The organism is Mycobacteroides chelonae CCUG 47445 (assembly GCF_001632805.1).
Classification (GTDB): domain Bacteria; phylum Actinomycetota; class Actinomycetes; order Mycobacteriales; family Mycobacteriaceae; genus Mycobacterium; species Mycobacterium chelonae.
The window spans coordinates 3,274,242-3,293,825 of the sequence record NZ_CP007220.1 but is presented as its reverse complement, the minus strand read 5'-3'; the positions used below and the strand labels follow the sequence as shown (position 1 = coordinate 3,293,825).

Sequence of the window (19,584 nt, the reverse complement as noted above, 5' to 3'; positions counted from 1 at the left end):
TTCAGCGGGGTAGTGGCAGCGGATCGGGTTTGACAGCCGGTAGTGCCTTTCCGATGGCGTCGGACATCTCGACCAACGGCTCCGTACCTGAACCATCGGGCATGGTCACGGCGATGTAGACGCCGCGATCCACCGCGAACCAGGTGGTGATTCCCACCGCGGCATCGGTGACTCGAAACCATTGCACCCCGTTGATCTGCTCGACCGAGGTGCCAACGGTGAATTCGGCCGGTCGGTCCACACCGCAACGTGCGACCACCGAATCCTGACCCCGGCGCCACGCGGCCGCCGCGGGTGGTTTGGGCTCGACGACCTGCACCCGCTTCCAGTCGCCCGCCATGCCGTCCGGATATGCCTTGGTCATATCCACGCAGAGTGGTGAATTAGCCTGAGGTGCAGGGATATTGGTGATAGCCATGGGTTTCTTATCGTCCTGGAACTGTGCGAACTTCAGGACACCGAAGAGAACGGCCAAGGCTGCGACCGCGCCGAAAATGGCGATACCGATGAGGAGCTTGCGGGGCGGGCCGTCTTCGGATTGCACGGGCCTACACTAACCGAGTGCCAAATCTGGGCGATACCGGCGAGTTCGGCGTGATCAGCCGGCTCACAGCGGGTCGTGTGCCCGGCGCCGACGTCCAGCTCGGCCCGGGTGACGACGCCGCCGTGGTCCGTGCGCCGGATAGCAGAGTTCTGGTGTCGACGGATATGTTGGTGCAGGACAGACATTTTCGCCTCGACTGGTCGTCGTCATCGGATATCGGCCGAAAAGCGGTGGCGCAGAACGCTGCAGATATCGAGGCCATGGGGGGACGGGTCACGGCCTTTGTGGTCGCGGTGGGTGCGCCCGCCGAAACCGACATCGCGTTCCTGGACCAGCTCAACGACGGAATTTGGGCCGAAGCGGCGCGGGTGCAGGCATCGATCGCGGGCGGAGATCTGGTGGCTTCGCGCCAGCTGGTGATTTCGGTGACCGCGCTCGGCGACCTGCAGGGGCGTGCACCGGTGACCCGCGGCGGGGCCGCCGTGGGAGACACGGTTGCCCTCTGTGGTGCGCTGGGCACCTCGGCGGCGGGACTCCGCTTGTGGCAGGACGGTATTGACAAGTTCCCGGAGCTCCGCGCGGTACACCTGGTCCCGTCACCACCGTATGGGCAGGGTGCGGTGGCGGCGCGGGCCGGAGCGACGGCCATGACGGATGTCTCCGACGGTCTGTTGGCCGATCTGGGACATATCGCGGAATCCAGCGCGGTCCGCGTCGACCTGAGCTCATCGAACATGGAGCCGTATCTGGTGCCGCTCGCGGGCGCCTCGGGGCTACTCGGTGCCGACCCGTGGGAATGGATCTTGACCGGCGGCGAGGACCACGCCCTGGTCGCGACCTTTCCCGATGAGGTCCCCGCGGGCTGGATACCTATCGGTCAGGTGACGGCGGGGCAAACGGGCGTGACGGTTGACGGCGCACCCTGGACTCGGGCAACCGGGTGGGATTCTTTTCGGCTAAGTTGACTCTCCGTGACCGCCCGACCTCTCACCGAGCTGGTTGATCCCGGCTGGGCCGATGCACTGGGACCCGTTGCCGATCAGGTGACCAAGATGGGGGAGTTCCTGCGCGACGAGAACTCCTCGGGCCGCGGATACCTCCCCACCGGGGCAAACGTGCTGCGCGCGTTCACCTATCCGTTGGCCGATGTCCGGGTCCTCATCGTCGGACAGGACCCCTACCCGACGCCCGGGCATGCGATGGGTCTGAGTTTCTCGGTGGCCGACGATGTACGACCGGTGCCGCGCAGCCTGGCCAACATCTTCGATGAGTACCAGAGCGATCTCGGTCTGCCCAAGCCGGCCAACGGCGACCTGACGCCATGGTCACAGCAGGGGGTGATGCTGCTGAACAGGGTGCTGACGGTGCAGCCGAGCACCCCGGCCTCGCATCGCGGCAAGGGCTGGGAGATGGTGACCGAATGCGCGATCAGGGCGCTGGTCGCGCGGAACACACCGTTGGTCGCCATTCTGTGGGGGCGTGACGCGGCGACACTCAAGCCGATGCTGGGCTCGAGCGTGCCCACCATCGAATCGGTACATCCCTCACCGCTGTCCGCCTCGCGCGGATTCTTCGGCTCCAAACCGTTCAGCCGGGCCAACGAACTGCTCGCCGGATTGGGCGCCCAACCGATCGATTGGCGGCTGCCGTAATGCGTTGGTCTACGGGTGCATTGACCGCCGTGGGTGGCCTGACGGCGGTCTTGGCGACCGGCGGAACCGCGCTGCGTACTCCGGCGGTAGTCGACCGGCTCAACGCCTGGGCGGTGCGCCACCTCACCGCAGAGCAACGGGCGGACCCGTACTCGGCGATCTTGCCGACGCCGATCGACGGTGACGACTTCTACAGCGACCCGGGCGACCTGAGCCTGCTGGCACCCGGCGAGGTCATTCGCGCCGATACGGTTTCGCCCCGGCTTCCGCTGCGCAAGGCCACCATGCAGCGGATCATGGTGCGCTCCACCGATACCTCGGGTAATGCCGTCCCCGTGACCGCGGCATTGATCGAGCCGGACCGCCCGTGGCACGGACCCGGTTCACGTCCGGTGGTGGTACGCAATCAGGCGATCAACTCCCTGGGGCTCAAGTTCACGCCGTCGTATCGTTTGGCGCACCTTTGGTATCGGGACAATCCGCCGATGTTCCCTTTCCTGTCCGCGCAGAACTACGCCGTGCTGTTCCCGGATCACGAAGGCCCCCGGATGTCGTATGCGGCCGGGAAGATGGCAGGGCACGCGGTACTGGACTCGGTACGCGGAATGCTCTCGGAACGGCCCGATCTCGCCGATTCGCCGATCGTCATGCACGGATACAGCGGTGGGGCCATCGCCACGGTGTGGGCCGCACAGCTGCAGCCGTCCTATGCGCCCGAGCTGCGCATCGCGGCCGCGGCGGCGGGAGGGACCCCCACTGATTACGCGCTGTTGCACGGCAGCATGAACCGAGGTGTCGGGGCAGGGCTCTTCGCCGCCGCCACCATCGGCCAGGCTCGCGAATTCCCGGAATTGGCGACGATTTTCGGGGATTTTGCGCTCTACTGTGCGATCCGCGCCAAGAATTTGCCTCAGCCACCGCTGGCCGCCGCGGGTCTGCTGCGATTCGACCTGGACCTGCTCTCGGCGATCGAGGCGCCGTTCGAATCGGAGCTGGGGCAACACGTTATCCGCGCAAACCGGCCCGGCGATCTGACCCCGACGATGCCGGTGCTGCTGTATCACGGCTCGCGCAGTAAGGCGGTCGGCGATCTGTTCATTCCCGAAGAGGGAGCTCTGGCGTTGCGCGACACCTGGCGCGCCAACGGTGCCGACGTGGACTACTGGGCACTGCCCGGTGAGCACATCACCGCGGACATGCTCGCGATCCCGTGGGTTGTGAGCTGGATTCGAAAGAAACTGCAGGGCTAAGAACGGCTCGCGAGGTCAGGGCCAGACAGGCTTGCGCTTGCCCACGAAGGCGTCGACACCCTCGATACCCGTCGGGCTGACCGAGGCCTCGGCGATGCTGGCCTGTTCCAGGTCCAGCTGTGCGTCCAGGGTGTTGCTCGCGCTCAGGCGCAGGAGCCGACGGATGCGGTTCTGAGCCTCACGCGGACCGGCTGCCAGCTTCTCGGCGGCGGCCACGGCCGTGTTCTGCACCTCGTCGTCGGCGACGACGCGGCTGAGCAGCCCGATGGAGAGCGCTTCGGGCGCCTCGACAACACGATCGGTCAGCAGAATGTCGGCGGCGCGGGCCTTGCCGACGACGCGGGGCAGCGCCCAGGACATGCCACCGTCAGAGGAATATCCGATGCCCGGGTACGCGGCACGCAGCTTGGTCGACTCGCCACCGATGGCGATATCGGCCAGTAGAACCAAGCTCAGCCCGCCACCGGCAGCCCACCCGTGCACGGAGGCCACCACCGGACGATCGGCGGCGTCTACCGCACGCACGAAGGCATGCAGCCGACCTGCGAGGTCGTTGAGCTTGGCTGCTCGGTCTTCGGCACCGGCGAAATCGCGCACGTTACCGCCGGCGCAGAAATTCGGTCCGCTACTGGTCAGCAGGATGGCGCCCACCTCGGCGGGCAGATTCTGCAAGACCGGAACCGCAGCGTCTACTCCTGCGAAGTCCAGCGAGGTACCAGCCGCCGTGGTGGCGATGGTGATGTGCAGAACGCCGTTGTGAACGGCGACGTAGTCAGACGACACGGTGGTCACGCCGCTTACGCGCCGCGGACGACCTTGCCGGCCTTGATGCAGGAGGTGCAGGCGTTGACGCGCTGCTTGTTGCCACCGGGGGAGGTGACGGCGTGAACCGTCTGGATGTTCGGGTTCCAGCGACGGTTGGTACGCCGGTGCGAGTGCGAAACCGACTTGCCGAAGCCGGGTCCCTTGCCGCACACGTCGCAGACGGCAGCCATAGTGAAACTCCTCAAACTCGCGATTCCGGCCAACGACCTGTTCAGTCAGGGTGGCCCACAACCCTGCAAGAATAGCTTGACCGGCCCGTGAACACCAAAATGGGCATAGATGAGCTCTTCGGGGGAAGACCGTCAGACACTGTCAGCATCGGTAGATAGGCTTTCCCACATGCAGCTCTCGGTATTGGACAGCGCTGCGCTGCTCAATTGGGCGCGCGCCTCCGTCGAGGGGTTGATCACCCGCAGTGACGAGATCAACCGGCTGAATGTGTTTCCGGTCGCCGATGCCGACACCGGCACAAACATGCTGTTCACCATGCGTTCGGCGGTGAACGCCGCCGAGGCGCTGGGAGATGGCGCCACGGTCGCACAGGTTGCCGCGGCGCTGGCCCGGGGCGCAGTCCACGGTGCCCGCGGTAACTCGGGGGTCATCCTGTCGCAGATTGTGCGGGGGATCGCCGATGCCGCCGCCGATCAGGACGCCATCGGCGCCGAGGTGTTGCGTCGGGCGCTGCGACAGGCCTCGCAGTTCGTGATCGCCTCGATGAGCACTCCCGTCGAGGGCACCATCGTGTCGGTCTTGGCTGCTGCCGCCCAGGCGGCGGACCGCGTCGCCGATGGTGTGTGTGCCGATGATCTGGTGGGCCTTGTCAGCACCGCCGCCGATGCCGCGGTGGCGGCCCTGGAGAAGACGCCCAAGCAGCTCGACATCCTCGCCGATAACGGTGTGGTCGATGCCGGCGCTCGAGGTCTTGTCGTCATCCTCGACGCCCTGGTGTCGGTGGTGGCCGGGGAACTGCCCACTCGCCGCGAGTACAGCCCGTCACCACCGAAGAACGCACCTTCACAGGTGTGGGTGGCGGGGCCTGGCCGTGGTTCGGGTGGACTGAACCTGGACCCTCCACGGGAACTGCCGCCCGAGTTCGAGGTGATGTACCTGTTGTCCGGCTGTGATGAGCTGCAGATCGCTGACCTACGAACGCAGCTCGACGGGATGGGCGATTCCATCGCCATCGCCGGAGACGGCGACATGGGCTATTCGGTGCACGCGCACGTGAATGACGCGGGGGCCGCCATCGAGGCCGGGATGAAATTCGGGACGCCGCAGTCTATCCAGATCTCATCGTTGCGCGGTGATGTGGGCGGGGGGCACCACGATGGACGGCACCGGCATCGCCGGGTACTGGCGCTGGCCGAAGGTGACGGCGCGGCCACGCTCTTCTCCAGCGAGGGTGCGCAGGTGCTGCGCGTCGATGAACCTCCCGCGAGTGCCAAACGTCTCCTCGACGCGGTCGTCGACAGCGGTGCGCATCAGATCATGGTGCTGCCCAACGGATTGATGGCCGCCGAGGAATTGGTGGCGGTCTGTGCGGCGGCACGCGGATGGGGGATCACGGTCATCCCGTTGCCCTCGGCGTCCATGGCGCAGGGGTTGGCGGCATTGGCGGTGCACGATCCAGAGCGGATCGCTGTTGACGACAGCTACACCATGGCGCGTGCTGCCGGGGCCACCCGATTCGGGCTGGTGCGGGTGGCCACCGAGCGCGCTCTCACCTGGTCGGGAACCTGTGAGCCGGGAGATGCGATGGGCATCATCGGCGATGAGGTACTGGTCTTGAACCACGAAGTGGCTAATGCCACAAAGGCTTTGGTGAGCATCATGTTGTCCTCTGGTGGAGAGCTGGTGACGATCCTGCTGTCGGACCAGGTGGATGAGTCCCTTGCCGAGGCGCTGATCGAGCACACCCGATCGCACCATGGCGGTGTCGAGGTGATGATCTACCGCACCGGGCAACACACCGATGTCGTTCACATCGGCGTGGAGTGACAGGGTATAGATGGCGCAACTTTCCGATCGTCTCGATCATGTATTGGGACACAAGGCATCCGATGTTCTCGACGCCGAATTCGGCCTACTGACAGTCGAGGATCTACTCCATCACTACCCGCGCCGGTACAGCACCGACTTCAGCCTGCGCGACGAGCAGGACGGCGAGCGGGCCAAACCCGGTGAGCACACCACGCTGGTGGGGTTCATCACCTCGGCGGAGCTGAAGAGCATGCGCAACCGCAAGGGACAATTTCTCTCGGTCATGCTGGGGAGCGCGCCACATGCCGTGCAGGCCACCTTTTTTCATCCGCACAAGGTGAAACGTGATCTTGAGGTGGGCAACCGGGTGATGCTCTCCGGAGCGGTCGGGGAGTTCCGGGGTAAACCCCAGCTGACTCATCCCGACTATCTGGTGCTGGAAACCGCGCTCGGTGAGAGCACCACCACGACGCGGGGGAGTACCGCGCTACGCGGTATCGCCGGAAGCGCGCGGGATGCGTCCACGGCCATTTCGGCATTCCAGCGCAATGTGTTTCCCATTTATCCCGCAACCAAGAATCTGGAAAGCTGGGACATCTACCGCTGTATCGACCAGGTGCTGGCGCAGCTCGACCCGGTGCCCGAGGCGCTGCCCGAGGCTGTTTTGGCAGAGCACAGCCTGATGTCCCTCGATGAAGCCCTGCGCAAGATTCACATGTCGGAGGACGCCGCCGAACAGAAGCAGGCGCGCAGGCGTCTGGCATTCGACGAAGCGCTGGGTCTGCAGCTGGCGCTTGCCATCCGGCGCGGCAGCGATCTCGGGTCGGCAGGTCCGCCGATGCCGGCCGCCGAAAACAAGTTGCGGGATGACCTACTGAGTCAATTGCCTTTCGAGCTCACCGAGGGACAACAGCAGGTTGTCGCCGAGATCGGTGTCGATCTTACCGGGGTCAAGCCAATGAACCGGCTGCTACAGGGTGAGGTGGGCTCGGGTAAGACGATCGTCGCGCTGCTCGCGATGATGCAGGCGATCGACGCCGGGTACCAGTGCGCCCTCTTGGCGCCTACCGAGGTGCTCGCGGTTCAACACGCCCGGTCGCTGCGTGCGATGCTCGGATCGTTGGCCACCGCAGGCGAGTTGGGGGCTCCCGACGACGCGACCAGCATCGCGCTGTTGACCGGCTCGATGTCACCGGCGCTCAAGAAGCAGATCAAGGCCGACGTGGCGACCGGACTGGCCGGCATCGTCATCGGAACCCATGCGTTGTTGCAGGACTCGGTGGATTTCCACAATCTGGGTCTGGTGGTCGTCGATGAACAGCACCGGTTTGGTGTTGAGCAGCGGGATCGGTTGCGGGCCAAGGCTCCCGAGGGCATTGTGCCGCACCTGCTGGTGATGACGGCCACTCCGATCCCGCGCACGGTGGCGCTCACCGTGTTCGGCGATCTGGAAACTTCGACACTGCGGGAGCTGCCACGCGGGCGCCAGCCCATCACCACCACCGCGGTGTTCACCCGCGAGAAGCCGGGCTGGCTGGCGCGCGGCTGGGAACGGATCGCCGAGGAAGTGGCTGCCGGGCGGCAGGCCTATGTGGTGGCCTCGCGGATCGATGCCGATGACAAGGACAGCGGCCCGGACGAGGCCGAGGAGAAACGCCCACCGCCCGTCCCCGTCACCGAGTTGTACGAGACCATTCGCGGCTCGCTGCTTCCGGGGCTGCGCATCGGACTGCTGCACGGCCGGCTGCCATCGGAGCAGAAGGATGCTGTCATGACGGCATTCAACGCGGGTGAGCTCGATGTTCTGGTCTGTACCACCGTGATCGAGGTCGGTGTGGACGTCCCCAATGCCACCGTGATGCTGATCATGGATGCGGATCGGTTCGGTATCAGCCAGTTGCACCAGTTGCGCGGTCGTGTGGGCCGTGGCGGCAACAAGGGTCTGTGCCTTTTGGTAAGCCCTTGCAGCCCAGGAGGTTCGGCGGGTCGGCGGCTGCGCGCGGTGCAGGACACTCTCGATGGATTCACCCTGGCCGAGCTGGACCTGGAGGAGCGCCGCGAGGGCGATGTGCTGGGGCGCGACCAATCCGGCCGCGCGGTGAATCTGCGGTTGCTTTCGCTGATGGATCATCGCGACATGATTGAAACCGCCCGGGATATGGCGGTGCGGGCGTGCGCCGAGGATCCCGAATTGACCAGCCAACCGGCGCTGGCGGGTATGGCGCGGCGCTTCCTGATCGCCGACCAGATCGAGTACCTGGACAAGTCGTGAGGAATCGCACCGTTCTCGTCGTCGCTATCGCGGCGGCGATCGCAGTGGTGGTGGCGTATCAGGTATCGGCCCGGTATCGGCTGCAGCGCGCCAATGCTGTTGCCGGGCAATCGAATATTCCGACTCTGGCTCCGGGTGTCGATCCACTGGCCGGGGTATTGGTGGTGCCCAAGAGGGTGCGCGGCAAGGACTATCAGCGCGTTGAGTTCGGCGACGCGTGGTCCGATGACACCGATGCCCCGGGCGGTCACAACGGCTGCGACACGCGCAACGACATCCTGAACCGCGATCTGGCGGACAAGACCTTCGTGTACACCAGCAGATGCCCCAATGCAGTCGGTGCCGGAATGCTGCACGATCCCTACACAGGAGCAATGGTGGGCTTCGCCCGTGGCCCGAAGAGCGGTGAAGCCGTCCAGATCGATCACATTGTTCCCTTGGCGTACGCATGGGACATGGGTGCACGTGAGTGGCAACCCTCCATGCGTTGGCGTTTTGCCAATGACCCCGCCAATCTCATCGCCGTGCAGGGCCAGGCGAACAAGGACAAGGGCGATCAGCCGCCCGCGAACTGGATGCCGCCTAACAAAGCATTCTGGTGCCAGTACTCCATGCAATTCGCGGAAGTAGTTCGTGGATACCATCTTTCGCTCGATGAGCGTTCAGCCAAGGCCATCCGTGAGGCAGCGCAGACCTGTCCACAACCGTTGAATCTGTGGTAGACAGGGACTGAAGCCCGAACAGGTGGTGGTCGTTAATGAAGAGAGTTCGGTGGGGCTGGTTACTTGCCATTGTGGTCATGTGCGCCCTCATTAGTTCGCCCGTCGGTATGCCGTCCGCGGCAGCTGCGGCGTGTCCCGACGTTGAGATCGTCTTCGCACGAGGCACTTTTGAGCCGCCTGGCGTCGGTGGGACCGGCGAAGCGTTCGTGTCCGCGCTGCGCGCACGGACCAAGGGCAAGTCGGTGGAGGTCTATCCCGTCGAGTATCCGGCGTCCCTGGCCTTTGCGACTGCGGCCGAAGGTGTGATCGACGCGAGCAATCGGGTCAAAGACGTTGCCGCGCGGTGTCCCAACACCAAGATCGTGATGGGCGGATTCTCGCAGGGTGCGGCGGTCGTCGCCTACACCACCGCCGACGCGGTGCCCCCGGGGTTCGAGCTGCCGGAGGGGATCACCGGGCCGATGCCACCCGAGGTCGCCGACCACGTGGCGGCGGTAGCGCTGTTTGGTAAGCCGTCCACGGGATTCCTGCAGCGCATCGATAACACGGCTCCGCCGATCAACATCGGGCACCTGTACGCGGACAAGACGGTCGACATGTGCGTCCCCGAGGACCCGATCTGCTCTGCGGACGGCAGCGACAACGCCGCCCACGGTTCGTACGGAGACAACGGGATGACCAACCAGGCTGCCGACTTCGCAGCGCGGCAGATCGCCTCGACGGCGGAGTCGGCCAGCGCTTCTCGATGAGTTCGATCGTCGCGCGATCACGGCGATATTGGATGCTCCTGGCGCCAGGGTGAATTCATCCAGTTCGCGCGACTTCGACTCCGGTGTCGTTCGGTCGTGGTCCAGCGTCAGCGCATCAAGTCAACTCTGCCGAATATGAGACGATCATGTCGCATATGCGATACCGCTAATCGCGGAGCAACCGGGAGGGCCAATGGCTGTGAGTCGTGACAGCTTGTTACATGCGGCGGCCGTCTTCTTGGGGAGACAGCCCGCGGCGACGATGGATGAGATCGCAGCGGCAGTAGGAGTGAGTCGCGCGACGCTTCATCGGCATTTTGTAGGCCGAGCCGCATTGATAGAGGCATTGACCGTGCTGGCGATGACCAATATGGAGTCGGCGTTGGCCGGAGCGCAGTTGACTGAGGGTTCGGCGACCGATGCCTTGGAGCGGCTGGTCCGGGCCTGTGAGCCGATAGCGGACCAACTGGTTCTTATATATGCCCAGTATCAGAATCTGGATCTTCCCGAGACCCTTGATGGCTTTTCAGGTGTTGAAGGTCAGATCACCGCGTTGTTTGCGCGGGGGCAAAAGGGCGGTCAGTTCCGTACCGATTTGACGGCGGTGTGGCTTACCGAAGCCTTCTTCAGCTTGGTCGCCGGGGCGGCCTGGGCTATCCAGAGTGGAAGGGTCGCTCGCCGCGACTTCTCCCACATGATTACCAGTTTGATTCTGCAGGGCGTGAACATTCCGTGAGGCTTCAGCAACCTCTCTGAGGGGCCCTCATTGGCCTCAGTCCTGTTTAGCGTTGTGGGCAGGTTTGTGGTGCCGGCGGACCGCCATGCGCTGCCAGGAACCGTTGTTGTGCACAGAAGGAATCGTAGAGGGGTTGTATGTGGCCCTGTCCGGGCAAGACGAGGTCGTCAATTTCTGATCCTTGCCGACGGAGACTATCGATAAGTTTTAGTGTGCCGGCAGTGGGGACGATGGTGTCGGCGTCCCCGGTAATGATCAAAACGGGACCATTAGTGGGCCCGTTGTCCGGATTTCCATATACTCCCAGACGTTTACTTAACTCTGCAATTGTTCGGGAGTCATGAATAAAGATATCCGCTCCAGGCAGATTTCTTGTGTTATTCAGTAGGTCCGCTAGGCACGTACTGTTTCGCACCTTGTCGACGACTTTCTGTCCTTGCGGCGATAAAATCTCCTCCAGATGTATGTTTTGATCAGCGGCGGCGGCGCCGATCAAGACAAAGAGGTCCAGAGCTGGAGCAAAGGGGTCGGTGTCGGTCCCATCAATCACCGCCTGAAGCGCCGTCTCCGCCGAGTTGCCCGGGGCGATCGCGATCACGGCCTTAAGACCGCTGGGCCGCTGGCCCTTGTCGCCTGCACGTGTGGCGGACAGTGCTGCCGCCCCACCCTGTGAGTGTCCGATAACGAACCAATTCTCAGACAAATGGGGATAGATTTTCCGGACGGCCGGAACAATATCGGCCACGGCATTACCCTGGTCGATGGCGCCCATGTACGTATGGTCACCGGGTGTGCCTAAACCGATGTAATCGGTGGCCGCGACCGCGTATCCCGCATTCAATAACGACTTCACGTACTCCCCGTTGAATTCGCCACCCAACGTGGGGGAGTGGGAGGGTGCGCAGCGGTCCGCGATGCCCACCGTTCCGTGCGCCCAGGAAATCAGCGGCCAACCTCCGGCGGGTGCTTCCCCGTGTGGTATCAGCAAAGCTCCACTGACAACAACATCATGTCCCTGCGAATTCACTGAGCGATAGAGAAGGGTTATCCGATTCGACGCCCCCAGGCTCATATCTGCGCCCTGGCCTGCCGAGGCGACTAAATCGCCACGATTGCCGTCGGGCAAATGGGACGGTACGTCGTAGGTGCCCTGAGAATCCGTAGTCACCTGAAAATTCATCTGCGCCCGGTCCGGTGGCGATTGAGATGAGGCACACCCGACCAAGGCTCCAGTCAAGATCGCCACTCCGGCGACTGCGCCCCATATCCGGTCAAAATCCCTGGACACCACAACCACTCCTTACGCGGGCGCGTCTCGCCCATGCCTGCGCCATGTTCGACTCAAATGATACATAAATGTCTCACCGATGGGAGATCCTCCCTGCGCTGCAAACTTCTGCGAAGACGTCGTTTCCCGGCGCACGAGTCCGCCGGCGGCGACCTGAATCGCATACTGGTCAAGGATCTTTCACTGTGCTGCCCGGCAGATCGCCTCGACGGCGGAGTCGGCTAGCGCTTCTCGATGAGTTCGATCGTCGCCTCGATCACGGCGATATCGGATGCCCCCGGCACCAGGATGAATTCGTCGAGCCCGGCCTCGTGTGCTCCGTCGAGGGTGCGGTTCAGTGCATCGGCGTCGAAATTGGTCAACGTTTTCGGAACATTCTCGGCGATCTGCGGTCCGAAGATGGCCAGGTAGTCACTGGTGAACTGTTTGAGTTCGGACTCGGCGTCGGGGATGCCCAGCGTGTAGAAGCAGCCACTTGAGAGCAGGGGCGGTTCGGCGTGCCCGGTTTCCTGCCATGCCGCCCGCGCCGCCCCTGCCGAGTAGGCAAGCTCCGCAGGCGCGCCGGAGACACTGAACCCGGTGATGCCGTCGGCCCATTGTGCCGCGCGGGCCAGCGATTTCGGGCCGATCGCGGCGGCAACGATGGGCGGACCACCGGCCTGAACGGGGGCGGGTCCCACGGGGTCTGCGCCCTCGAACGGGGGCTCTCCCCGCCACAGCCGCCGCAGCTCTGCGACCTGGTCGTCGAGGCGCTGATGGCGTCGGTCAAAGGACGCGTCCAGCGAGCGGTAATCGTGTTCGCGGCCACCGACGCCTACCCCCAAGGTGAACCGGCCGGCGGACAACACATCCAGCGTCGCCGCCTGTTTGGCGACCAGTGGCACCGGATGTGCCGGCAGCACAGACACATTCGCGAGTATCCGGATTCGCTCGGTGACCGCCGCCGCAGCCGCGAGTGTCACCCACATGTCTTGGTTGTGATACGAGATTCGTTCGCCCGAGGAAATCGTGGAGAAGGGCCCCTCGTCGGCGAGGCGCGCCCAGGTGATCGTCGACTCGCGGGTGTACTCCCGGCACATAAAGGGCAGGGCAATGCCGATATCCATACCGGCAGCCTAGGAGCACTCGCTACGGTTACGGCGTGAGCCTGTTACGTGACCTCGCCCTGCGTGTCAGCACCGCCGCGACACCGCATATCCCGATGCCCGTTCGACGGGCGGCGGCAGGCCGCCAGGTGATCATCGACGGCAACATTCTGGACCCGTCGACCCAGCTGCTGCTGCGCGGCATGGCGCTGCTGGGCGAGGGGGAGATCACCAAGGGTGAGGACGTCGAGGACAGCCGCGCGAACATTCGTAAGCAGTCGGCGTTGCTGTCCTTCAGCACCCCCGTCGGGCAGGTGCGCAACTTCTCCATTCCGGGCCCAGCCGGTCCTATCCCGGTCCGGCATTACCGGCCGGTTGTCGAGGACACGGGTGCGGTGCTGGTGTTCTTCCACGGCGGTGGCTGGGTGATCGGGGACCTGGAGACACACGACCAGGCGTGCCGGCAGACCTGTCGCGACGCGGGTGTCTCGGTGCTCTCCGTGGACTATCGGCTGGCTCCCGAACATCCAGCACCCGCGGCGGCCCAGGACTGCCTGGCGGCCTATCTGTGGGCTGTCGAGCATGCCGGTGAGCTGGGCGCCACCTCGGACAGGGTCGCGGTGGGCGGCGACAGCGCCGGCGGCAACCTGGCCGCCGTCGTTTCGCAACAGGCGCGCGATACCGGGGCGCAACTGCCGCTGCTGCAATTCCTGATCTATCCAGCCGTCGACTTCACCGTGCGCAGACCATCACGCGATCTCTTCGCCGAGGGCTTCTTCCTCACGAAGGCGGCCATGGACATGTTCGAAGGTCACTATCTCGGCGGGTCCGATGTCGAGAAGACCGACCCCCAAGTGTCACCGATTCTGGCCGCGGACCTTTCGGGACTGCCCCCGGCGCTCATCACGACGGCGGGCTTCGACCCGCTGCGCGATGAGGGCAACGAGTTCGCGGCGAAGCTTCGGGCCGCCGGAGTGCCGGTGGACCTGCGGGTACAGGGTTCGCTGATACACGGTTTCTACAACATGGCCCGGCTGCGCGGTGCGCCTGCGGCCGCGGTGGACGAGCTGACGTCGGCCTTGCGCGCACATCTGTCTCGCTAATTCTGCCCGGTAGGCTGTTCGCGTGGCCAAACCGAAGCAACCTCCTAGCTACGACCTCAAGAAGGCGGAGCAGCGCCGAAGCCAGCTGATTCAAATCGCACTCACGGCGATCGTCGTGCTGTTCGCCGCGGGGCTGGTCGGTTTCATCGTCGTCAAGAACAAGAAGGACCCGGGCCCACCCGCTCCGCCCGCAGGTGAGGTGAAGGCAGTCGAGGTGGTCACCCCCGGCCCCGCCAAGCTCGTCACCAAGGAGGGAACCACCGAGCCCAAGGTGGTCCTGACCCTGATCGAGGATCCGATCTGCCCCGCCTGTGCCATGTTCGAGCAGGAGTTCGGGCCTACCGTCAAGAAGCTCATCGACACCGGCGCGGTGCGCGCGGACTACGACATGGTCGGGATCCTGGATGTGCCCCGGCTCAAGCGCGACTACTCGTCGCGGGCATCGGCGGCGGCGTACTGCGTGGCCGACCAGTCCCCGGAGCTGTTCCTCAAGTACCACTCAGCGCTCTACGACCCGAACAATCAGCCCGATGAGGTCAACGCCAAGACCTGGCACGACGACAAGTGGCTGACCGACCTCGCCAAGAGTGTGGGCGCGTCGGATTCGGTCTCCAAGTGCATCAAGGACAAGAAGTACATCAACATGGTCAAGGAGCTGGGTCCGAAGCTCAACATCCAGGCCACACCTACCATTCGGATCAACGGCAAGGACTGGGAAATCGGGAAGGGCACGACCCCCGCTGACCTGGTTAAGGCCGTCACGGACATCACCGGACCCGTTCCGGGCCTGCCGTGACCCTTCGTCCCGCGACCGCCTGGTACGTCCTCGTCGCCGGGGTGGCCGGACTGGCCGCCGCGCTGGCGTTGACCGTTGAGAAGATCGAGATCCTCATCGATCCGACGTACGTTCCGTCCTGCAGCCTGAATCCGATCATTTCGTGTGGTTCGGTGATGACGACCGAACAGGCCTCGGCCTTCGGGTTCCCCAACTCGCTCATCGGCATCGTGGCGTTCACGGTGGTGCTGGTGACGGGAGTCCTGTCGGTCGCCAAGGTGGAGCTGCCGCGCTGGTACTGGGGCGGTCTGGCCATCGGCACGTTACTCGGGGCGATCTTCGTCCACTGGTTGATATTCCAGAGCCTGTACCGGATCGGCGCGTTGTGCCCGTACTGCATGGTGGTCTGGTCGGTGACGATTCCGCTGTTTGTCGTGAGTACTTCGATTGCTTTGCGGCCCTTGGGATCTCAGCGCTGGGCCAGAATTCTGCATCAGTGGCGATGGTCGCTGGTGGCGTTCTGGTTCGCCGCGGTGATCCTCGCAATTGTCGAGCGATTCTGGGATTACTGGATCACACTCGTCTGAACCGATTTGTGAAGTTCAGCGGACGCGCGTTCGCTGAATCCTCACGGTACGGTCTGTGACTATGTTCTCGAAGGTTCTTGTCGCCAACCGCGGTGAGATTGCGATCCGGGCATTTCGTGCCGCCTACGAACTAGGTGCCGAAACCGTCGCTGTCTACCCATATGAAGACCGCAACTCGGGTCATCGGCTGAAGGCCGATGAGGCCTATCAGATCGGTGAGAAGGGCCATCCGGTCCGCGCCTATCTGTCGGTTTCCGAAGTGGTCAAGGCCGCCAAGAATGCCGGCGCCGACGCGATCTACCCCGGGTACGGATTCCTCTCCGAGAATCCCGATCTGGCCGCGGCGTGCGCCAAGGCCGGTATCACCTTCGTGGGACCTCCCGCGGACGTGCTGGAGCTGACGGGTAACAAGGCGCGGGCGATCGCGGCGGCGCGCGAGGCGGGGCTGCCGGTGCTGTCCTCCTCAGAGCCCTCGGCCTCGGTCGAGGAGCTGCTGACGGCCTCCGAGTCGATGGAGTTCCCGGTGTTCGTCAAAGCGGTCGCCGGCGGCGGCGGCCGAGGCATGCGCCGGGTCGCGGAACGAGAGCAGCTGCGCGAGGCGATCGAGGCGGCGAGCCGGGAGGCCGAGTCGGCCTTCGGAGACCCGACGGTGTTCCTGGAGCAGGCCGTCATCAACCCCCGGCACATCGAGGTGCAGATCCTCGCGGACACTGCGGGCAACGTCATCCACCTCTATGAGCGCGACTGTAGTGTGCAGCGGCGTCACCAGAAGGTCATCGAGCTGGCCCCCGCACCCAACCTGCCCGCAGAGCTGCGCGAGAAGATCTGTTCGGACGCTGTCGCTTTCGCGCGACACATTGGATACAGCTGCGCTGGCACCGTCGAGTTCCTGCTCGATGAGCGTGGTCGCCATGTCTTCATCGAGATGAACCCCCGGATTCAGGTAGAGCACACGGTGACCGAGGAGATCACCGATGTCGACCTGGTGGCGAGCCAGCTGCGCATCGCGTCCGGCGAGACTCTCGACGATCTCGGTCTGCACCAGGAGACATTGGCAGCGCCACGGGGATTCGCCTTGCAATGCCGCATCACCACCGAAGACCCGGCCAACGGTTTCCGTCCCGACACCGGCCGCATCACGGCCTACCGCAGCCCGGGCGGTGCGGGTATCCGCCTCGACGGTGGCACAACCCTCGGCGCCGAGGTGGGCGCGCACTTCGACTCGATGCTGGTGAAGCTGACTTGCCGTGGGCGGGACTTTCAGACTGCGGTGGCGCGTGCGCGCCGCGCCGTCGCTGAATTCCGCATCCGCGGCGTCGCCACGAATATCCCGTTCCTGCAGGCAGTTCTCGACGATCCGGACTTCCGGGCGGGGCATGTCACCACCTCATTCATCGAGGAGCGCCCGCAGCTGCTGACGGCCCGATCCTCGGCCGACCGCGGCACGAAGATCCTGAACTACCTGGCCGATATCACCGTCAACAAGCCTCATGGGGCCAAGCCCTCGAAGGTGTACCCGCACGACAAATTGCCGGCGATCGATCTGTCGGTGCCGCCGCCGGACGGGTCGCGTCAGCGGCTGTTGGCCCTGGGGCCCGAGGGGTTCGCGAAGGCGCTGCGGGAGCAGAAGGCGGTTGGTCTGACCGACACCACCTTCCGTGACGCGCACCAGTCGCTGCTGGCCACCCGGGTGCGCACCACGGGTCTACTGGCGGTCGCTCCGTACGTGGCGCGGCTTACCCCCGAGTTGCTCTCGATCGAGGCCTGGGGTGGCGCGACTTACGATGTGGCGCTTCGCTTCTTGAAGGAGGATCCGTGGGAGCGGCTTGCCGAGCTGCGTGAGGCTGTCCCCAACATCTGCCTGCAGATGTTGTTGCGCGGCCGGAACACCGTGGGGTACACGCCGTATCCAGAGACGGTGACCAAGGCCTTCATTCGTGAGGCGACCGCGACCGGCGTCGATATCTACCGAATCTTCGATGCGCTCAACAACATCGAGGCGATGCGCCCGGCGATCGACGCCGTGCGCGAGGTCGGGGGCTCGATCGCCGAGGTGGCCATGTGTTACACCGGCGACCTGTCCAACCCCGGTGAAAACCTCTACACGCTGGACTACTACCTCAAGCTCGCCGAGCAGATCGTCGATGCGGGTGCGCATGTGCTCGCGATCAAGGACATGGCGGGCCTGCTGCGTCCGCCCGCGGCCGCCACCCTCGTGACGGCGCTGCGGTCCCGGTTCGACCTGCCGGTGCATGTGCACACGCATGACACCGCGGGTGGGCAGCTGGCCACCTATCTGGCGGCATGGCAGGCGGGCGCCGATGCGGTGGACGGAGCGGCCGCGCCCATGGCCGGAACCACCAGTCAGCCGTCGCTGTCGGCGATTGTGGCAGCAGCCGCGCATAGCGAATACGACACCGGAGTGTCCCTGACCGCGGTGTGTGACCTGGAACCGTATTGGGAGGCGTTGCGAAAGGTCTACGCCCCCTTCGAATCAGGGCTCCCGTCGCCGACTGGCCGGGTGTACACGCACGAGATTCCCGGTGGGCAGCTCTCGAACCTGCGCCAGCAGGCCATCGCCCTGGGGCTGGGCGACCAGTTCGAGGAGATCGAGGCACGATATGCCGCTGCCGACCGGATGCTCGGGCGTCTGGTCAAGGTGACGCCGTCCTCGAAGGTGGTCGGCGATCTGGCGCTGGCGTTGGTGGGTACCGGCGTGAGTGCCGATGAATTCGCTTCGGATCCTGGTCGTTTCGATATTCCCGAGTCGGTCATCGGGTTCCTGCGCGGCGAACTCGGCGATCCGCCCGGTGGTTGGCCCGAGCCGTTCCGGACTCGCGCGCTCGAAGGTCGCGGTCCGGCTCGTGCGGAGGTTGAGCTCACAGCCGATGACGAGGCTGCGCTCGATGGTGACAGCGCGACCCGGCGGGCGGCGTTGAATCGCCTGCTGTTTCCCGGTCCGACCAAGGAGTTCCTGGCCCACCGCGAGCAGTACGGCGACACGTCGCGGCTTTCGGCGAACCAGTTTTTCTACGGCCTGCGGTACGGCGAGGAGCACCGCGTCAAGCTGGAGAAGGGCGTCGAGCTGCTGATAGGCATCGAGGCGATTTCCGATGCCGACGAGCGCGGTATGCGGACCGTCATGTGCATCCTCAACGGTCAGCTACGCCCCGTGCAGGTGCGCGACCGGAGCATCGACAGCGCGGTAGCCAGTGCGGAGAAGGCCGATCGGTCCAATGCCGACCATGTGCCTGCGCCCTTTGCGGGTGTGGTGACCCTCAATGTGGTGTCGGGCCAGGAGGTTGCGGCGGGCGAGACCATCGGCACCATCGAGGCCATGAAGATGGAGGCCTCGATCACTGCGCCCAAGGCGGGAACGGTTGCACGGGTGGCGCTGACCGAGACCTCTCAGGTCGAGGGTGGGGACCTGCTGGTGGTGATCAGCTGACCCGGATCATCGCCGGTGCCGCGGGTGGACGCCGGATCGCGGTGCCGCCGAAGGGAACCCGACCAACGACGGATCGGGTACGGGAGGCGCTGTTCAGCATGCTGGAGGCGCGCCTCGACTTCGACGGAATCGTGGTTCTTGATCTGTTCGCGGGCTCCGGCGCGCTGGGCCTGGAGGCGCTGTCGCGCGGTGCCGAACATGTGACGTTCGTGGAGTCGAACGCTGCCGCGTCGAAGGTGATCTCGGCCAATATCGCGACGGTGAACCTGCCGGGTACCGAGCTGCGGCAGGCCGCGGTATCGACGTTCCTGTCGACATCACCCAGTCGCGCCTACGATCTGGTTCTTGCCGATCCGCCGTATTCGGTTTCTGCCGAGGAGGTTTCAGCTCTGTTGTCGCGCCTGACGGATCACTGGGTGAGTGACGATGCCCTCGTCGTGCTCGAGCGCGACGCCTCAGGGCCCGAAGCGGTGTGGCCGGACGGCTGGGAGGTGTCCTCGCGCAAGTACGGAGGGACACGGCTCGAGCTGGGATCTCTGTAACTGTCCAGGTAATCCACAGCGCACGT

The 19,584-nt window shown here is 64.7% G+C and carries 18 protein-coding genes; 13 read left to right on the top strand and 5 right to left on the bottom strand.

Annotated features, from left to right (window positions below; genetic code table 11):
• Position 1: 1 nt before the first annotated feature.
• On the bottom strand, positions 2 to 544 hold the full coding sequence (locus tag BB28_RS16225) for a DUF3515 domain-containing protein (protein WP_046254240.1): 543 nt from the start codon (positions 542 to 544) through the stop codon (positions 2 to 4).
• 17 nt (positions 545 to 561) lie between these two features.
• Between BB28_RS16225 and BB28_RS16220 the strand changes: the two genes are divergently transcribed.
• Genes BB28_RS16220 through BB28_RS16210 form a run of 3 tightly spaced genes read left to right on the top strand, consistent with a single transcriptional unit; the run spans position 562 to position 3,446 of the window.
• A complete protein-coding gene (locus BB28_RS16220; protein WP_046254239.1) occupies positions 562 to 1,509 on the top strand; it encodes a thiamine-phosphate kinase in 948 nt (315 codons plus the stop codon).
• Between the two features lie 6 nt (positions 1,510 to 1,515).
• On the top strand, positions 1,516 to 2,196 hold the full coding sequence (locus tag BB28_RS16215) for a uracil-DNA glycosylase (RefSeq protein WP_046254238.1): 681 nt from the start codon (positions 1,516 to 1,518) through the stop codon (positions 2,194 to 2,196).
• A complete protein-coding gene (locus BB28_RS16210) occupies positions 2,196 to 3,446 on the top strand; it encodes a lipase family protein (RefSeq protein ID WP_046254237.1) in 1,251 nt (416 codons plus the stop codon). The genes BB28_RS16215 and BB28_RS16210 overlap by 1 nt, the downstream gene beginning before the upstream one ends.
• 15 nt (positions 3,447 to 3,461) lie before the next feature.
• On the opposite strand, the gene BB28_RS16205 is transcribed toward BB28_RS16210, so the two are convergent.
• Positions 3,462 to 4,229, bottom strand: a complete 768-nt coding sequence (locus BB28_RS16205) for an enoyl-CoA hydratase/isomerase family protein (RefSeq protein WP_046255904.1) — start codon at positions 4,227 to 4,229, stop codon at positions 3,462 to 3,464.
• Positions 4,230 to 4,243: 14 nt separating this feature from the next.
• Complete coding sequence (rpmB, locus tag BB28_RS16200; RefSeq protein ID WP_005056915.1) at positions 4,244 to 4,441, bottom strand: 50S ribosomal protein L28; 198 nt, start codon at positions 4,439 to 4,441, stop codon at positions 4,244 to 4,246.
• 169 nt (positions 4,442 to 4,610) lie between these two features.
• On the opposite strand from rpmB, the gene BB28_RS16195 reads away from it, so the two are divergent.
• The 5 genes from BB28_RS16195 (at position 4,611) to BB28_RS16175 (ending at position 10,730) form a co-directional block, all read left to right on the top strand.
• Positions 4,611 to 6,269 (top strand): DAK2 domain-containing protein, encoded by a 1,659-nt coding sequence (locus BB28_RS16195; RefSeq protein WP_046254236.1) that lies wholly within the window; start codon positions 4,611 to 4,613, stop codon positions 6,267 to 6,269.
• Positions 6,270 to 6,279: 10 nt separating this feature from the next.
• Positions 6,280 to 8,523, top strand: coding sequence for an ATP-dependent DNA helicase RecG (gene recG, locus BB28_RS16190; RefSeq protein WP_046254235.1), 2,244 nt, complete (start codon positions 6,280 to 6,282; stop codon positions 8,521 to 8,523).
• On the top strand, positions 8,520 to 9,245 hold the full coding sequence (locus tag BB28_RS16185) for an HNH endonuclease family protein (protein ID WP_046254234.1): 726 nt from the start codon (positions 8,520 to 8,522) through the stop codon (positions 9,243 to 9,245). Before recG ends, BB28_RS16185 begins: the two co-directional genes overlap by 4 nt.
• A gap of 35 nt (positions 9,246 to 9,280) precedes the next feature.
• Positions 9,281 to 9,994, top strand: a complete 714-nt coding sequence (locus tag BB28_RS16180) for a cutinase family protein (RefSeq protein WP_046254233.1) — start codon at positions 9,281 to 9,283, stop codon at positions 9,992 to 9,994.
• 193 nt (positions 9,995 to 10,187) lie between these two features.
• Positions 10,188 to 10,730: a TetR/AcrR family transcriptional regulator gene (locus BB28_RS16175; protein WP_046254232.1), complete on the top strand. Its 543-nt coding sequence runs from the start codon at positions 10,188 to 10,190 to the stop codon at positions 10,728 to 10,730.
• 46 nt (positions 10,731 to 10,776) lie between these two features.
• Here BB28_RS16175 and BB28_RS16170 read toward each other — a convergent pair whose 3' ends face one another.
• Both BB28_RS16170 and BB28_RS16165 read right to left on the bottom strand, forming a co-directional pair.
• The gene (locus BB28_RS16170; RefSeq protein ID WP_075874271.1) at positions 10,777 to 11,910 is read right to left on the bottom strand and encodes an alpha/beta hydrolase family protein; all 1,134 of its coding nucleotides are present in this window, start codon (positions 11,908 to 11,910) and stop codon (positions 10,777 to 10,779) included.
• Between the two features lie 329 nt (positions 11,911 to 12,239).
• Entirely contained in the window at positions 12,240 to 13,124 is an 885-nt protein-coding gene (locus BB28_RS16165) for an LLM class flavin-dependent oxidoreductase (RefSeq protein ID WP_046254230.1), read from the bottom strand.
• A 35-nt stretch (positions 13,125 to 13,159) separates the two neighbouring features.
• Between BB28_RS16165 and BB28_RS16160 the strand changes: the two genes are divergently transcribed.
• From BB28_RS16160 to rsmD, 5 genes are all read left to right on the top strand, one after another.
• Positions 13,160 to 14,206: an alpha/beta hydrolase gene (locus tag BB28_RS16160; RefSeq protein ID WP_046254229.1), complete on the top strand. Its 1,047-nt coding sequence runs from the start codon at positions 13,160 to 13,162 to the stop codon at positions 14,204 to 14,206.
• A 22-nt stretch (positions 14,207 to 14,228) separates the two neighbouring features.
• Positions 14,229 to 15,002: a DsbA family protein gene (locus BB28_RS16155; protein ID WP_046254228.1), complete on the top strand. Its 774-nt coding sequence runs from the start codon at positions 14,229 to 14,231 to the stop codon at positions 15,000 to 15,002.
• Positions 14,999 to 15,568, top strand: coding sequence for a vitamin K epoxide reductase family protein (locus tag BB28_RS16150; protein ID WP_046254227.1), 570 nt, complete (start codon positions 14,999 to 15,001; stop codon positions 15,566 to 15,568). Before BB28_RS16155 ends, BB28_RS16150 begins: the two co-directional genes overlap by 4 nt.
• Before the next feature lie 61 nt (positions 15,569 to 15,629).
• On the top strand, positions 15,630 to 19,016 hold the full coding sequence (locus BB28_RS16145) for a pyruvate carboxylase (RefSeq protein WP_046254226.1): 3,387 nt from the start codon (positions 15,630 to 15,632) through the stop codon (positions 19,014 to 19,016).
• A complete protein-coding gene (rsmD, locus tag BB28_RS16140) occupies positions 19,013 to 19,558 on the top strand; it encodes a 16S rRNA (guanine(966)-N(2))-methyltransferase RsmD (RefSeq protein ID WP_046255903.1) in 546 nt (181 codons plus the stop codon). Before BB28_RS16145 ends, rsmD begins: the two co-directional genes overlap by 4 nt.
• Positions 19,559 to 19,584: the final 26 nt, after the last annotated feature.

Coding starts and splice junctions, on each gene's coding strand:
- BB28_RS16210 (WP_046254237.1), top strand. CDS start 2,196: ATGCGTTGGTCTACGGGTGCATTGACCGCCGTGGGTGGCCTGACGGCG.
- rpmB (WP_005056915.1), bottom strand. CDS start 4,441: ATGGCTGCCGTCTGCGACGTGTGCGGCAAGGGACCCGGCTTCGGCAAG.
- BB28_RS16195 (WP_046254236.1), top strand. CDS start 4,611: ATGCAGCTCTCGGTATTGGACAGCGCTGCGCTGCTCAATTGGGCGCGC.
- recG (WP_046254235.1), top strand. CDS start 6,280: ATGGCGCAACTTTCCGATCGTCTCGATCATGTATTGGGACACAAGGCA.
- BB28_RS16180 (WP_046254233.1), top strand. CDS start 9,281: ATGAAGAGAGTTCGGTGGGGCTGGTTACTTGCCATTGTGGTCATGTGC.
- BB28_RS16175 (WP_046254232.1), top strand. CDS start 10,188: ATGGCTGTGAGTCGTGACAGCTTGTTACATGCGGCGGCCGTCTTCTTG.
- BB28_RS16170 (WP_075874271.1), bottom strand. CDS start 11,910: ATGAATTTTCAGGTGACTACGGATTCTCAGGGCACCTACGACGTACCG.
- BB28_RS16165 (WP_046254230.1), bottom strand. CDS start 13,124: ATGGATATCGGCATTGCCCTGCCCTTTATGTGCCGGGAGTACACCCGC.
- BB28_RS16145 (WP_046254226.1), top strand. CDS start 15,630: ATGTTCTCGAAGGTTCTTGTCGCCAACCGCGGTGAGATTGCGATCCGG.